This window comes from Rhizobium sp. CNPSo 3670 (assembly GCF_057784555.1).
This window is the reverse complement of record NZ_JBXSOL010000006.1, coordinates 1-16,297: the sequence shown is the minus strand read 5'-3', so window position 1 is coordinate 16,297 and position 16,297 is coordinate 1. Positions and strand designations below refer to the sequence as shown.

Here is a 16,297-nt window from a genome sequence, read left to right as displayed (position 1 = left end):
ACGGACAATATTTTAATGGGACATGACCGACAAAACGCTTCGTAATCAATCAAGAACAGGGGAACAGACCATGATGATCGCCAAGCTCAGCCACAATTTCCGCCTACTTTCCGCAGGAGCCGCCATTTCGCTCCTGATGATGACGGCACCGGCCGCCTTTGCCGAGACGCCCAAGGACACGCTGGTCGAAGGGTTTGCCATCGACGACATCATCACCATGGATCCGGGCGAAGCCTTCGAGCTTTCGACCGCGGAGATCACCAGCAACAGCTACAGCCTGCTCGTCCGTCTCGATCTCGCCGACACGTCCAAGGTGAAGGGTGATCTTGCCGAGAGCTGGAGCGTTTCGGATGACGGCCTCACCTACACGTTCAAGCTGAAACCCGGCCTGAAGTTCGCCTCCGGTAATCCGATTACCGCCGAAGACGTTGCATGGTCGTTCGAACGCGCCGTCAAGCTCGACAAAAGCCCGGCCTTCATCCTCACCCAGTTCGGCCTGACGGGCGACAATGTCACCGAAAAGGCCAAGGCGGCCGACGCCAATACCTTCGTCTTCACCGTGGACAAGGCCTATGCCCCGAGCTTCGTGCTCAACTGCTTGACGGCGACCGTCGCCTCGGTTGTCGACAAGAAGCTCGTGATGGAACATGTGAAGGCGGTGACGCCGGATGCCGAGCATAAATACGACAATGATTTCGGCAATGAATGGCTGAAGACCGGTTATGCCGGCTCCGGCGCCTTCAAACTGCGCGAATGGCGGGCAAACGAAGTCGTCGTGCTTGAGCGGAACGACAATTATTACGGCGACAAGGCCAAGCTCAACCGCGTCATCTACCGCTATATGAAGGAAAGTTCGGCCCAGCGGCTGGCGCTCGAAGCTGGTGATATCGACATCGCCCGCAATCTGGAGCCTGGCGATATCGACGCCGTTTCCAAGAATGCCGATCTCGCCACGACAAGTGCGCCGAAAGGCACGATCTACTATGTCAGCCTGAACAACAAGAACGAGAACCTGAAGAAGCCTGAAGTCCAGGAGGCTTTCAAGTATCTGGTCGACTACGATGCGATCGGCGCAACCTTGATCAAGGGAATCGGCGAGATTCATCAGACCTTCCTGCCCAAGGGCCAGCTCGGCGCGCTCGATGAAAATCCCTACAAGCTTGATGTCTCCAAGGCCAAGGAACTCCTTGCCAAGGCCGGCCTTCCGGACGGCTTCTCGGTGACGATGGATGTGCGCAACACCCAGCCGGTGACCGGTATTGCCGAATCCATGCAGCAGACGCTGGCGCAGGCCGGCGTCAAGCTGGAAATCATTCCGGGTGACGGCAAGCAGACGCTGACCAAATATCGCGCTCGCACCCACGACATCTATATTGGTAACTGGGGATCGGATTATTTCGATCCGAACTCCAATGCCGATACCTTCACGAGTAATCCTGACAATTCGGATGCGGGCACGGTGAAGACACTCGCCTGGCGCAACACCTGGGAAGCGCCGGAACTCGATAAGCAAACCAAGGCGGCCCTGCTTGAACGCGACAACGCCAAGCGCGCGGCAATGTATGAGGATATCCAGAAGAAGTTCCTTGCCAACAGCCCCTTCGTCATCATCTTCCAGCAGACCGAGGTAGCGGGCTATCGGAAGAATCTGAAGGACTTCAAGCTGGGGCCGAGCTTCGACACCAACTTCGTCAGTCCGATCGCCAAGGAATAATCCGGCGGGATCAACGGCGTGAGCACCATCGAAACCAGGCAGGAGGCGCGGCCCCGCAAGGGCCGTGCCGGCGCCTTCGCCAAGGCTTTGGGGCGGTTCCTGTTCGCCGCCGTCACCACCTATCTTGGCCTGCTGGCCGTCACCTTCTTCATCGGCCGAGTCGTACCGATCGATCCCGTGCTCGCCATTCTCGGCGACCGCGCTCCCACCCATGTCGTCGAGCGGGTGCGCCAGGAGATGGGTTTCAACCTGCCGCTCTATCAGCAGTTCTACATCTATATCAAAGGCGTCCTGTCCGGCGATTTCGGCAACTCGGTGCTGACGACCAATCCTGTCATGGTCGACATCCGCCGGGTCATGCCGGCGACGATCGAGCTCGCGACGTTGGGAACGCTGATCGGCGCCTGCGTCGGCGTGCCGCTTGGCGTTCTCGCCGCAGTGCGCCGCGGCAGCATTGCCGACCACATCGTACGTGTCATTGGTCTCATCGGCTATTCGGTGCCGATCTTCTGGCTGGCGCTGATCTCCCTCGTCATCTTCTATGCGCAGCTGAGCTGGGTGGCTTTTCCCGGCCGAATCGACATTGTTTTCGAATATACCTTCACGCCGATCACCGGCTTCTATCTTCTGGACAGCGCCTGGCAGGGGCAATGGGATGTCTTCTATGACGTCTTCCGCCACATCATCCTGCCCGCGTCGCTGCTCGGCTATTTTTCGCTTGCCTATATCAGCCGCATGACGCGCAGTTTCATGCTGAACGAGCTTTCGCAGGAATATATCGTCGCCGCGCGTGCCAAAGGTCTTTCGGAAACACGGGTGATCTGGGGCCATGCGCTACGCAATGCCGCCGTGCCGCTCGTCACCGTCATCGCGCTTTCCTATGCCGGGCTGCTCGAAGGATCGGTGCTGACCGAGACCGTCTTTTCCTGGCCGGGCATCGGGCTCTACATCACCAATTCGCTGCAGAACGCCGATATGAACGCCGTGCTCGGCGGCACGATCGTCATCGGGACGATCTTCATCGGCATCAATCTTCTGTCTGATCTTCTCTACCGGACGCTCGATCCGAGGACGCGAAACCGATGACGGCTCCTGCCAGCCCCTCTCCTGCGATGAGCCGCCGCGAATGGCTGCTTTCCGACCGGCCGCAATCGCGCAGGCAAGCCCGTCTCGGCCGCGCTTACGTCACCTGGCGGCAGTTCACGGCCAACAGGCTTGCCGTCGTCGGCCTGCTGATCATCGTCGCCCTGCTCCTCGTCGCCGCGTTCGCGGATCTCCTCGCCACGCACAACCCCGTCCTCGGCGATCTCCGCAATGCCCGCCTGCTGCCGCCGGGAACGAGCGGCTACCTGCTCGGCACGGATGATCAGGGCCGCGACATCTATTCACGGCTGATCTATGGATCGCGATTGACCCTGTTCGTCGTCGTGCTCGTCGCCATCATCTCCGCGCCGATCGGGCTGATCGTCGGCACGGTCTCAGGTTATGCCGGAGGCTGGGTGGATGCGACGCTGATGCGCATCACCGATATCTTTCTTGCCTTTCCGAAGTTGGTTTTGGCGCTCGCCTTCGTCGCCGCGCTCGGCCCCGGCATCCAGAACGCAGTCATCGCCATCGCCATCACCTCCTGGCCCCCCTATGCCCGCATCGCTCGGGCCGAGACGCTGACGGTCCGGCGTTCCGACTACATTGCGGCGGTGAAGCTGATGGGCGCCTCGCCGTTCCGCATCATCGTGCGCCATGTCATGCCGCTCTGCATTTCCTCGCTGATCGTGCGCGTGACGCTCGATATGGCCGGCATCATTCTGACAGCGGCCGGCCTCGGCTTTCTGGGTCTCGGCGCACAGCCGCCGCTGCCGGAATGGGGCGCGATGATCGCCTCGGGCCGGCGCTTCATTCTGGATCAGTGGTGGGTCGCGGCCATGCCCGGCATCGCCATTCTCATCGTCAGTCTCGGTTTTAATCTCTTAGGCGACGGCCTGCGCGATGCGCTCGATCCGAAGGAGAGCGGCCGATGACGACGCTTCTGACGGTCGACAAGCTCAAGGTCAGTTACCCCACCCGAACCGGCCTGATCGAGGCAGTGCGCGGCGTCTCCTTCACGCTCGGCAGAGAAAGGCTCGGCATCGTCGGCGAATCCGGCTCCGGCAAGTCGCAGACCGGCCGGGCGATCATGGGACTGACGCCGAAACACGGGATCGTCACGGCCGACAGGCTCGATTTCAGCGGCATCGATCTCCTCAAGGCATCCGCCGGCGAAAGGCGCAGGTTGCGCGGCAAGCGCATCGCCATGATCCTGCAGGATCCGAAATATTCGCTCGACCCCGTCATGACGATCGGACGGCAGATCTGCGAAACGCTGCGCACTCATGAGAAGATCGGCAAAGCGGAAGCGCGCGAACGGGCGCTCGCCATGCTGGAAGCGGTGCAGATCCGCGATCCCAAACGCGTCTTCGACCTGCACCCGCACGAAGTTTCGGGCGGCATGGGACAGCGCGCCATGATCGCCATGATGCTGATTGCCGGGCCTGAACTGCTGATTGCCGACGAACCGACTTCGGCGCTCGACGTGACGGTGCAGCTCGATGTGCTGCGGATCATGGACAAGCTGGTCTCTGAGCGCGGAATGGGGCTGATCTTCGTTTCCCATGATCTGAGGCTGGTCTCTTCCTTCTGCGACCGGGTCATCGTCATGTATGCCGGCAAGATCGTCGAAGAGCTGGCGGCTGCCGATCTCAAACATGCGCAGCATCCCTATACCAGGGGACTGCTGAACTGCATGCCGGAAATCGGCACGAACCGCCATCCGCTGCCGGTGCTCGACCGCAAGCCGGAGTGGGCGGCATGAGCGCAGCCCTCCACGTCGACAATCTCAGTGTCGCCTACGATGATTTTCATGCGCTGAAGGATGTCAGCATCAGCGTCGAGCGCGGTGAATCTTTCGGCCTCGTCGGTGAATCCGGGTCAGGCAAATCGACCTTGCTGCGCGCCGTTGCCGGACTTGCGCCCATCAGCGGCGGCGCGATCCGCATCGACGGCGAAGAGTTGAAGGGTTCGAAGCGCAGCAAGGCCTTCTATCGGCGCGTGCAGATGGTCTTCCAGGATCCCTACGGCTCGCTGCATCCGCGCCAGACGATCGATCGGTTGCTGCTCGAACCGCTTGCGATCCACGCCGTTACCGACAGCGACAAGCGTATTGCCCGCGCGCTCGACGAAGTCGGTCTCGGCAATGGTTTCCGTTTCCGCTATCCGCATCAGCTTTCCGGTGGTCAGCGACAGCGCGTGGCGATCGCCAGGGCGCTGATCGTGCAACCGTCGATCCTGCTGCTCGACGAGCCCACATCGGCACTCGACGCCTCGGTGCAGGCGGAGGTGCTGAACCTGCTCGAACAGATACGCCGCGACCGCAAGCTCACTTTCGTCATGGTCAGCCATGACCTCGGCGTCATCACCCATATGTGCGAAAGGCTCGCGGTGATGCGCAGCGGCGATGTCGTCGAACGATTGAGCTCGGAAGAGCTGGCGCGGGGCGCGGTCAAGGAGGATTACACGAAAAATTTGATGATCGCGAGCAAGGGTTTCGTCAAAGCCTAAAGGTAATCATTTCAAGCCATTGAAAAGAAAAGGCCGGCGAGGGCGTTAAGGATAATGTTCCCTTAAAAGACGACCATTCGACTAGACTATTGACAGCCGCCGCGCTTCTGTCATGATCCTGTTAACGATTGTTAGCTTTCGTGATCGATGGAGGTCGAGGCATGTTCTTTCTCGGTGGGATGACCATGGGCTATCTCGATCCTCCCGTAAAAGCCGATCGCAAGGAACAGATCACGGTCTCCATACCGGCGGAACAGGACCGGCGCCTGATCGGGACCGAGACCTCCGATCTGCAGCAGAACGAGAACGCCATCGAGCGCTCCCTGATCTGGGCATGGCGCACGCTCTGCTAAAGAGCGGTTGAATTTTCTCTTCCGCCCGCTCTAGAAGGAAATTTATCTCTACCTACCTGATAGGGAATAAGAAATATAACAGCGAGCCGCACAACCGGCCGCACGAGAACAACGGAGGCGACACATGGCAGAGCTGGGTATTTCGCATACTCACGTGAACCACTATGGTTCGGTAGCCACCAAGAAGCCGCACGCGACGCGCCACCGGCTTCAGACGGTGTTCCATGGGACGATCTTCACCGCGGCATTCCTGTTCGTGGTGGCAATGGTCTGCGGCGTCCTCGGATAGTCGGCAGATGATAGGCCTCGGCACGTGCCGGGGCCGCCTGCGCCTCATGCGGCGCGTTTCCTCGCTCGGGGCAAGCCCGATCAAAGCGCAGCCAGACCATGATCTGGCGAACCATCCTCCTATCGACAAGCCGCGGCCGGGCCGCAAAGGTTGCGACATGCACGGCGCTCTGCCTTGCGCAGCAAGCGCGCCGGCCCGCTCGGCTCACCATTCTTGACTTGAATTATCGCGATAGTGTCCAACTTTTCGCCATGGTTTTGCGGAGAGGGTATTGATCGACCTTCAGGCCGCGCTGGACCAAGGCTAGGCCCGATTACATCGCTTGCCCAGACGTCATTCACCCGGCTTCATCGATCTTCGAAGAATCGGGCCCCGTTCATGTAGCAGTCATGATAAGCAGTGCAAAAGGCTGAGCAAAACAGCCATAACTTTGTTTGGATCCAGAACCGAACCCATGTCTATTGCCAATCTTTCTCCGAGCCTTCCGCGCGAATCCGATACGAAGCAGATCGATCACAATGATTCGATCCGCTCGACCTATCTTTCCATCGAGGACATCAAGGCGATGGGCGAAGCGGTCGTCGTCAACGGCGTCGACAAGCTGCCGGCTTTCGCACCCTTTGATTTCTTCGCGCGCCACAAGGAAAACGAGAAGGAAATTCTGCGCGTCTACCGCACCACGGCAACCGACGTCGAGGCCGGAGAGACGATCACGCCGGCGGCTGAATGGCTGCTGGACAATCACTACATCGTCGAAGAGGCGATCCAGGAGGTGCGGCGCGACTTTCCCCGCCGCTTCTACCGCGAACTGCCGACGATGCGTGTCGGCGGCGTCGACATTCCGCGCACACTGGTGCTTGCCTGGCTCTACGTCGCCCATACCCACAGCACGATCTCGCAGGAAAGCCTGACGGCGCTGGTCGACGGCTTCCAGAGCAGGGAGACGCTGAGGATCGGCGAACTCTGGGCCCTGCCCTCGCTGGTGCGCTATGTGCTGGTGGAAAACCTTCGCCGCATTTCGAGCCGTGTCGAAGCCAGCCGCCGCCTGCGCCGCCGCGCCAATGAGGCGGCCGACGAATTGGTGCGCCTGACCGATCCGGCCAAGGCGGCCGCCTATCTGAAGACGCTGGAACCGCTTGCCGAAGACAATACCTTCTCGACGCAGTTCCTCTATCGCCTGCGTGACGGCTCACAGACGTCGAGTCTGGCGATCACCTGGCTCGATGAACGCCTGGAAGAGCTCGGTCGCAACACCGAAGAGGCGACGACGGCCGAACACAGCCGTCTCTCTTCCGGCAACGTGACGATGGGCAACATCATCCGTAGCCTGCGCGAGATCGACGATACCGAATGGTCGGTCTGGGTCGAACAGGTCAGCCATGTCGACAAGCTGCTCTGGGAGCATTCGGATTACGGCATCCTCGATTCCGGTTCGCGAAACAAATACCGCAAGCAGATCGAGAAACTGGCCAAGCGCTCGCCGCTGACCGAAATGCAAATCGCCCAACTGGCGCTCGACATGACCGAGGCCGCCAAGGCCTCCGACGAGCCGCAGCCACATGAGCCGAATGTCGGTGGCTTCTTGTCCGGCGCGCAACGGCCGAAGCTCGAGGCGCGGGCGAATTATCGCCCGACGATCACCCAGCACTTCGTGCGCGCCGTGCGCCGCTTCAACTGGCTGTCGATCGCGCTGCCCGTCATGCTGCTGACGATCATCGCCATGGCGATCGTCGGCAGGTTCATGGCAAGTGCCGGAATGGGCGCCATCGAAATCGCAATACTGCTGATCATGTTCTCATTGCCGGCCTCGGAGGGCGCAACGGGTCTCTTTAATACCCTGCTGTCCTTCTTCGTCACCCCGGCCCGCCTCGTCGGCTACGAGTTCAAGGAAGGCATTCCGGAGGATGCGCGCACGCTGCTCGTGGTGCCCTGCCTGATCTCGAACCGCGACAGCGTCGACGATCAGGTGCGCAATCTCGAAGTTCATTATCTCGCCAATCCGCGTGGAGAGATTTATTTCGCGATGCTCAGCGATTGGCCCGACAGCGATGCCGAGGAAACGCCTGCCGATCTCGAGGTTCTTGACTATGCAAGGCGCGAGATCGCTAATCTTTCCGCCCGCTATGCCTATGACGGCAAGACGCGTTTCTACCTGCTGCATCGCCGCCGCCTCTACAATCCCTCGGAAGGTGTGTGGATGGGCTGGGAGCGCAAGCGCGGCAAGCTGCATGAGCTGAACATGCTGCTGCGCGGCGACCGCGATACGACCTATCTGCCCGGCGCCAACACCGTGCCCGCCAATGTGCAATATGTCATGACGCTCGATGCCGACACACGCCTGATGCGCGATGCCGTCACCAAGCTCGTCGGCAAGCTCTATCATCCGATCAACCGACCGGTCATCAATCCGAAGACCGGACGCGTCGAGAGCGGCTATGGCGTGCTGCAGCCGCGTGTGACGCCATCGCTGACCACGGGCAAGGATGCCTCGGTCTTCCAACGCGTCTTCTCGATCAATCGCGGTCTCGACCCCTATGTCTTCACCGTGTCCGACGTCTATCAGGATCTCGCCGGCGAAGGCACGTTCACCGGCAAGGGCCTCTATCACGTCGATGCTTTCGAAGCCTCGCTGAAGGGCCGCATCGAGGAGAACTCGGTGCTCAGCCACGACCTTCTCGAAGGCTCGATGGCGCGCTGTGCGCTCGTCACCGATCTCGAATTGGTCGAGGATTTCCCGATCCGCTACGAGGTGGAGACCTCGCGCCAGCATCGCTGGGCGCGCGGCGACTGGCAGCTCCTGCCCTATATGTTCAATCCAAAATACGGCGTTACGGCCCTTGGCCGCTGGAAGATGTTCGATAATCTTCGCCGTTCGCTAACGCCGATCGCATGGTTCTTCGCCTCCGTGCTCGGCTGGTATTTCATGGGTCCGCTCGGCGCGCTCGTCTGGCAGATTCTCTTGATCTTCTGCCTGTTCGTGGCGCCGACGCTGTCGCTCATCAACGGCATCATCCCGCGCACCAGCGATATCGTCGCCCGCGCCCATCTCTATACGGTCTGGTCGGATATCACCGCCGCCAATGCGCAGGTCGCATTGCGGATCGTCTTCATCGCCGATTCGGCGGCGATGATGGCGGATGCGATCGGCCGGTCGCTCTACCGGCTGTTCGTCAGCCGCAAGCTGATGCTGCAGTGGCGGACCGCCGCCAGCGTCCAGGCAGGCGGCCAAGGCACACTCGCCTCTTATTACAGGCAGATGTGGCATGCGCCGGTACTGGCGCTGCTGGCGCTCGGTTTCGCAGCCCTTCCCGGCGGCAACGCTTTCCTCGTCGGCATCCCCTTCGCGCTTTTATGGATTCTCTCACCTGTCGTCGCCTGGTATGTCAGCCAGTCGGCCGAGACCGAGGACCGGCTCGAGGTCGCCGATTCCGTCTCAAGCGAGCTGCGCAAGATCGCCCGGCGCACCTGGCGTTATTTCGAGACCTTCACCACCCCCGAGCAGAATTATCTGCCGCCGGACAATATCCAGGAAACGCCGCACGTCATCGTGGCGGCGCGCACCTCGCCGACCAATATCGGCGTCTATCTGCTCTCCGTCGTTTCTGGCCGGCATTTCGGCTGGTTCTCCTTTGAGGAGACGCTCGAGCGACTGGAGCAGACGATCGCGACGATCGATAAGATGGAGAAGTTCCGCGGCCACCTGTTTAACTGGTATCACACCGATACGCTGCAAACGCTCGGGCCGCGTTACGTCTCTGCCGTCGACAGCGGCAATCTCGCCGGCCACCTCATTGCGATTTCCTCGGCCTGCCGCAACTGGGCTGAGGCGCCGTCGGCCCACATGCAGGGCAATCTCGACGGCGTCGGCGACACCGCCGGCATCCTCGGCGAAGTGCTGGCGGACCTGCCCGACGACCGCAAGACCGTGCGCCCGCTGCGCCGGCGCCTGGAAGAACGCATCGTCGGCTTCCAGAATGCGCTTGCCGCCGTCAAGCGCGAGCACGAGTTCGCCTCGATCCGCATCATCAACCTCGCCGTTCTCGCACGCGACATCGAAAAGCTCGCCGCCAATCTCGACCATGAGGTCAAGTCGAAGCAGAGCGAAGAGGTCACCCAATGGGCGGCGTCGCTGGTCAAGGTCTGCGAGGCGCATATATCAGACAGCACCTTCGATCTCTCCAAGGTCGATGCCCTCAGGCCGCGCCTGGTGGCGTTGCGCGACAAGGCCCGCGATCTCGCCTTCTCGATGGATTTCGGCTTCCTGTTCCGGCCGGAACGGCGCCTGCTGTCGATCGGCTACCGCGTCGAAAGCGGCGAGCTCGACCAGGCCTGCTATGACCTTCTCGCCTCGGAATGCCGCCTGACCAGCCTCTTCGGCATCGCCAAGGGCGACCTGCCGACAGAACACTGGTATCGTCTGGGCCGCCAGGTCGTGCCGGTGGGTTCACGCGGCGCGCTGGTCTCCTGGTCCGGCTCGATGTTCGAATATCTGATGCCGCCGCTCGTCATGCAGGAGCGTGGCGGGGGTATTCTCAATCAGACGAACAATCTGGTCGTCATCGAGCAGATGAATTATGCCCGCAAGCTCGGTATCCCGTGGGGCATTTCGGAAGCGGCCTTCAATGCCCGCGACCATAACCTCAATTACCAGTACACGAATTTCGGCGTGCCGACGCTCGGTCTCAAGCGCGGCCTCGGCCACAATGCCGTCATCGCCCCCTATGCTTCGCTGCTGGCCAGCCAGTACGACCCGCCGGGCGCGCTCGAAAACCTGCAGAGGCTGCGCAAAGTCGGCGCACTCGGCAAGTTCGGCTTCCACGACGCGGTCGATTTCACGCCGACGCGCGTGCCGGAAGGCAAGAAATGCGCGGTGGTCTACAATTATTATGCCCACCATCACGGCATGTCGATCGCAGCCGTCGCCAACGTCGCCTTCAACGGCCATCTGCGCGAACTCTTCCACTCCGATCCGGTGATCGAGGCGGCGGAGCTTCTGCTGCAGGAAAAAGCGCCGCGCGACATTCCCGTCATGAGCGGCAAACATGAATCCGATACGCCGGCCAGCATCCAGGACGATCTCATGCGGCCGGAAATCAGGAAGATCAGCGATCCCCTTTCGCGCGACCGCGAGCTCGTGTTCCTGTCGAACGGCCATTATTCCATGATGCTGACGGCGACGGGCGCCGGTTATTCCCGCTGGAACGGCCTTTCCGTTTCCCGCTGGAAGGCCGATCCGACCGAAGACCGCTGGGGCACCTTCATCTTCCTGCGCGATACCGCCACCAACGAATGGTGGTCGGCGACAGCGGAGCCGAAGGGTGTCGAGGGCGAAAAGATCAAGGTCGAATTCGCCGACGAAAAGGCGCAGTTCACCAAGACGGTCGGCGACCTGACGAGCGAGGTGGAGTGCATCATCGCCACCGAGCACGATGCCGAAGCCCGTCGTGTCACCCTTCTCAACATGGGAACGGAAGATCGTTTCATCGAAGTCACGTCCTATCTCGAACCAGTGATCACCTCGGATGATACCGACAGCGCGCATCCGGCATTCGCCCGCATGTTCGTCAAGACCGAGATCGGCAAGCGCGGCGACGTCATCCGCGCCGAACGCAACAAGCGTGATCCGAACGAGCCGAACATCAGCCTCGCACATCTGATCGTCGACAATGCCGGCGACACCCGTCACACCGAATTCGAAACCGATCGGCGCAAGTTCATCGGTCGCGGCCGCAGCCTCGCTGACGCGGCGGCGTTCGATCCGGGTGCGACACTTTCCGGTAGCGACGGCTTCACGCTTGATCCCGTGATGTCGTTGCGCCGCACCGTGCGGGTGCCGGCCGGCAAGAAGGTCAGCGTGTTCTTCTGGACGATTGCCGCGCCAAGCCGCGACGAGGTCGACAAGGCGGTCAACCGCTATCGTCATCCCGACGCCTTCAACCACGAGCTCGTCCAGGCCTGGACGCGCACGCAGGTGCAGATGCGCCATGTCGGCGTCACCTCGCAGCAGGCGGCAGCGTTCCAGCATCTCGGGCGCTACCTCGTCTATCCCGACATGCAGTTGCGCAAGGATGAGGCGACGGTCGAGGCCGGCCTGCAATCGCAATCGGCCCTCTGGCCGCTGGCGATCTCCGGCGACTTCCCGATCTTCACGTTGCGCGTCGACGACGACATGGATCTCGACATCGCCCGCGAGGCACTGCTGGCGCAGGAATACCTGCGCTCGCGTGGCGTCACCGCAGATCTCGTCATCATGAATGAACGCGCTTCTTCCTATGCGCAGGACATGCAACACGCGCTCGACGCCATGTGCGAGAACGTACGCCGCATGGGTCAGGCCGACGGCTTGCGCCAGCATATTTTCGCGGTGCGCAAGGACCTGATGGAGGAAAACACCTACAAGGCATTGATCGCGGCTTCCCGCGTCACCCTGCATGCGAAGAACGGCAAGGTGGTCGACCAGATCAACCGCGCTGTCGCCCTCTTTGCGCCGTCAAAGGATGAACTGCAGGAGATGGAGCGCGCCGAGCGCAACAGGGCGCCGGTCAAGCGCATCGCGCCGGTGCCGCCGCCTGTGGTGCCGGCCGTTGCCATCGAGGAGGAAGGTGACCTCGACTTCTGGAACGGCATTGGAGGCTTTGCGCGCGACGGCCGCGAATATGTCGTTCGCCTGCCCGGCGGTCATGCGACGCCGCAGCCTTGGATCAACGTCATTTCCAACGACAGCTTCGGTTTCCACGTGTCGGCTGAAGGCGCAGGTTTCACCTGGAGCGTCAACTCGCGCGATTATCAGCTGACGTCCTGGTCGAACGATGCGGTGATCAACCGGTCGGGCGAGGCCTTCTATCTCGCCGATCTCGAAAGCGGCGCCGTCATGACACCGTTCGCAGCGCTTTCGCGTCGGCCGGATATCCGCTTCGAAGCCCGCCACGGACTCGGCTATTCGGTCTTCTCCACCGTTCAGCACGAGATTGCGCTCGAGCTGACGCAGACGATCGACCGCGAGAAGCCGGTGAAACTGCAGCGCCTGCGCCTGCGCAACACCGGTTCGACCGGCCGCAAGCTGCGTCTCTACGGTTACGTCGAATGGGTTCTTGGCAGCAACCCGGGACGCACTGCGCCCTTCATTCTGTCGAGCCATGACGAGGAGACGGGGGCACTGTTTGCCACCAATCCTTACAGCATCGATTTTTCCAACCGAATCGCCTTCTTCGCAGCGAGCGAGAAGCTTTCAAGCTTCTCGGCAAGCCGGCGCGAATTTATCGGCAAGGCTGGCACGATCCAGATGCCTCAGGCCGTCACCTCCGCAGCCCCGCTTTCGGGCATCACCGAGCTCGATGGCGATCCGGCCGCGGCTCTGGCGATCGACATCGAACTCGGGGCCGGCGACGAGCGCGACGTCACCTTCTTGCTCGGCGATACGCCGACGGAGGAAGAAGCGCGCGCCTTGATCGCCGAGATCCGCAAGTCTTCGTTCGACGATGCGGTCGAGGCAAACCGCGCCTTCTGGCGGGATTTCACCGGCAGGCTGCAGATCTCCACGCCAGATCGCGGGATGAACAATCTCGTCAACACCTGGCTGCCCTATCAGAGCCTCGGCTGCCGCATCATGGCCCGCACCGCCTTTTACCAGGCAAGCGGCGCCTTCGGTTTCCGCGACCAGTTGCAGGATACGCTGGCCTTCCTGATGCACGAACCCTCGATCGCCCGGCGTCAGATTCTGAATGCCGCCTCACGGCAGTTCCGCGAAGGTGATGTTCAGCATTGGTGGCTGCCGGGAACGGGTGCGGGCGTTCGCACCTTGATTTCGGACGACGTCGTCTGGCTGAGCTACGCGATCCACCATTATTGCAGCGTCACCGGCGACAAGACCGTGCTCGACGAGGAGCTTGCCTTTCTGGAAGGACCCGCTCTCCTCGAAGGTCAGCACGACTCGTTCTACAAGCCGGAGATTTCGGAGGACAAGGCGAGCGTCTACGAACATGCGGCCCTGGCGCTCGATCTCGCCATCGCCCGCAAGGGCGCAAACGGTCTGCCGCTGTTCCTCGGCGGCGACTGGAACGACGGCATGAACCGCGTCGGCATCGGCGGGCGCGGCACCAGCGTCTGGCTTGGCTGGTTCCTGGCGGGTGCATTGCGCGCCTTCATTCCCTATGCCGAAGAGCGCGGCGATTTGGCCCGAGTGGAGCGCTGGTCGGCTCATCTCGCCGAATTGAAGAAGGCGCTCGAAACTGCGGCGTGGGACGGCAGCTACTATCGCCGCGGCACATTCGACGACGGCGCGCTGCTCGGCTCCAAGGAGAGCCCGGAATGCCGGATCGACTCGATCGCACAATCCTGGAGCGTTCTGTCCGGCGAAGGCGACCCGGCTCGTGCCGGAAAGGCGATGGATGCCGTGCTCGACCAACTGGTCGATGAGGAGGCGCGCATCATCCGACTCTTCACGCCGCCTTTCGTCAATTCCGCCAGGGATCCCGGTTACATCAAGGCCTATCCGCCGGGCGTGCGTGAAAACGGCGGGCAATATACCCATGCCGCGACCTGGGTGGTGATGGCGCTTGCGGAGCTGAAGCGGGGCGACGACGCGCTGCGCTGCTTCCAGATCCTCAATCCGATCACGCATGCGCTCGACAAGGCTTCGGCCGAACAATACCGGGTCGAACCCTATGTCGTGGCAGCTGACGTCTATGGGCATGAGCCTTATACGTCGCGCGGCGGCTGGACCTGGTATACCGGATCGGCCGGCTGGCTCTACCGAGCCGCCGTCGAGGGCATTCTGGGGATCCGGTTGAAGGACGGCCGGCTCCATGTGCGTCCGTCGCTTCCGTCGGAATGGGACGGTTTTGCGGCGGAGGTGGAGCGGGGCGGCGTCAAATACCGCATTTCGGTCTCAAAAGCGTCCAATGCCAGCGGCTACACTCTGTCGATCAACGGCAGCGAAGTCACCGATCCCGAAGAGGGATATCCGCTCGGATAACAGCGTTCTCCACGCTGAAGAACACGGCGATTCGCGACGGCCAAAAGGGAACCCTTTTGGCCGTCGTCGCGTTTGCAAAACCGGACAACAGGAGAAATCCATATGGCAAGCACGCTGACCGAAGCCATCGGCACCGAGCGCAGTTCCTCATCCGCAGCTGCGACGGGGCGCGATACAAGGCTTGACGTGCTGCGTGGCCTGGCCCTGATCATGATCTTCATCAATCATGTGCCCGGACAGATCTTCGAATATGTGACGACGAAGAATTTTGGTTTTTCCGACGCCGCCGAGGCCTTCGTCCTGATCTCCGGCATCGCCGTCGGTCTCGCCTATGGTTCCCGCTTCAAGCCGGGCGGCCGCATCAAGACGGCGATCAAGGCGGCGCGGCGTGCCTTCACGCTCTACCTTGCGCATATGATCACCACCTTCATGACGCTGGCGCTCTTCATCTGTGGTGCCTGGCTGTTCCACCGGCCGGGGCTGCTGGTCGAGATCAACATCCTGGCGGTTCTGATGAACCTGAAGGAAGGCGTTCCGGCGCTGCTGCTGCTCGGTCACCAGATCGGCTACAACAATATCCTGCCGATGTATGGCGCATTGTTGCTGATGGTGCCGATCATCCTTCTCCTCAACGAGCGAAGCCCGCTTCTGGCGCTCGCGGTTTCCGGCACGGTCTGGCTGCTGGCCGGCATTTACGAAGTGGCGCCGCACAATTTGCTGATCGAGGGCTACTGGTTCCTCAATCCGCTCTCCTGGCAGTTCCTGTTTTCAATTGGCATTGTTTCGATCCTGCATATCAAGCGCGGCGGCACGATCCCGCGGCATCCGTTGTTGTTTGCGGCTGCCGCCGGCTATGTCCTGCTGTCCTTCGTCTGGGTAACCGGCCATCTCTGGATTTTCGGTAATTCGCTGGCAGCGCTTGGCCTGCCCACCGTCATCACCGGTTTCGACAAGACTTTCCTGTCGCTGCCGCGGCTGCTGCATGTGCTGGCGCTAACCTATCTCATCATCAGCATCCCGGCGCTCTCCCGCATCCTGCGGCGCCCCGCCGACCACCCGCTGACGATCCTCGGCCGCCATTCGCTGAACATCTTCGTCGCCGGCACGATCCTCGCCATGATCGGCCAGGTCGTGCTCTATATCACCAACAAGGATCCGCTAGTCGGCCCGTTCTTCGTCATCGCGGGCATCGCGACGCAATTCGCCTATGCCTATTATCTCGAGCACAAGCGCCAGCTGGGCAAAATCAAGCACAAGCTCGTGACGGAGATTGCCGCCGTCCCTGTGCCTGTGCGGGTCGGCGGAGCGGCAAATACCTATCGCCGCACCAATCGGAAATATAGTCCACCGCTCTGATTGAACGGCCGCGGGCT

9 protein-coding genes are annotated in these 16,297 nt (G+C 61.4%); all 9 read left to right on the top strand.

Translation table 11 applies throughout. The annotated features are described in order from the left end of the window. Nucleotides 1-70 precede the first annotated feature (70 nt). The 9 genes from AC13QO_RS07570 to AC13QO_RS07530 all read left to right on the top strand — a co-directional run bounded on the left by AC13QO_RS07570 (nucleotide 71) and on the right by AC13QO_RS07530 (nucleotide 16,280). Nucleotides 71-1,714, top strand: coding sequence for an ABC transporter substrate-binding protein (locus AC13QO_RS07570; protein ID WP_488540347.1), 1,644 nt, complete (start codon nucleotides 71-73; stop codon nucleotides 1,712-1,714). An 18-nt stretch (nucleotides 1,715-1,732) separates the two neighbouring features. Further along, the gene (locus tag AC13QO_RS07565; RefSeq protein ID WP_488540346.1) at nucleotides 1,733-2,800 is read left to right on the top strand and encodes an ABC transporter permease; all 1,068 of its coding nucleotides are present in this window, start codon (nucleotides 1,733-1,735) and stop codon (nucleotides 2,798-2,800) included. After that, a complete protein-coding gene (locus tag AC13QO_RS07560) occupies nucleotides 2,797-3,732 on the top strand; it encodes an ABC transporter permease (protein ID WP_085779795.1) in 936 nt (311 codons plus the stop codon). The genes AC13QO_RS07565 and AC13QO_RS07560 overlap by 4 nt, the downstream gene beginning before the upstream one ends. Next, on the top strand, nucleotides 3,729-4,562 hold the full coding sequence (locus AC13QO_RS07555; protein ID WP_488540345.1) for an ABC transporter ATP-binding protein: 834 nt from the start codon (nucleotides 3,729-3,731) through the stop codon (nucleotides 4,560-4,562). The genes AC13QO_RS07560 and AC13QO_RS07555 overlap by 4 nt, the downstream gene beginning before the upstream one ends. Beyond that, nucleotides 4,559-5,308, top strand: a complete 750-nt coding sequence (locus AC13QO_RS07550; RefSeq protein WP_285193183.1) for an ABC transporter ATP-binding protein — start codon at nucleotides 4,559-4,561, stop codon at nucleotides 5,306-5,308. The genes AC13QO_RS07555 and AC13QO_RS07550 overlap by 4 nt, the downstream gene beginning before the upstream one ends. 161 nt (nucleotides 5,309-5,469) lie before the next feature. Continuing rightward, entirely contained in the window at nucleotides 5,470-5,661 is a 192-nt protein-coding gene (locus AC13QO_RS07545; protein WP_183706398.1) for a hypothetical protein, read from the top strand. A 124-nt stretch (nucleotides 5,662-5,785) separates the two neighbouring features. After that, nucleotides 5,786-5,950, top strand: coding sequence for a hypothetical protein (locus tag AC13QO_RS07540; protein WP_488540344.1), 165 nt, complete (start codon nucleotides 5,786-5,788; stop codon nucleotides 5,948-5,950). 454 nt (nucleotides 5,951-6,404) lie between these two features. Beyond that, complete coding sequence (locus AC13QO_RS07535) at nucleotides 6,405-14,924, top strand: glycoside hydrolase family 94 protein (RefSeq protein WP_488540343.1); 8,520 nt, start codon at nucleotides 6,405-6,407, stop codon at nucleotides 14,922-14,924. Nucleotides 14,925-15,026: 102 nt separating this feature from the next. Beyond that, on the top strand, nucleotides 15,027-16,280 hold the full coding sequence (locus AC13QO_RS07530) for an OpgC family protein (RefSeq protein ID WP_488540342.1): 1,254 nt from the start codon (nucleotides 15,027-15,029) through the stop codon (nucleotides 16,278-16,280). Nucleotides 16,281-16,297 lie beyond the last annotated feature (17 nt).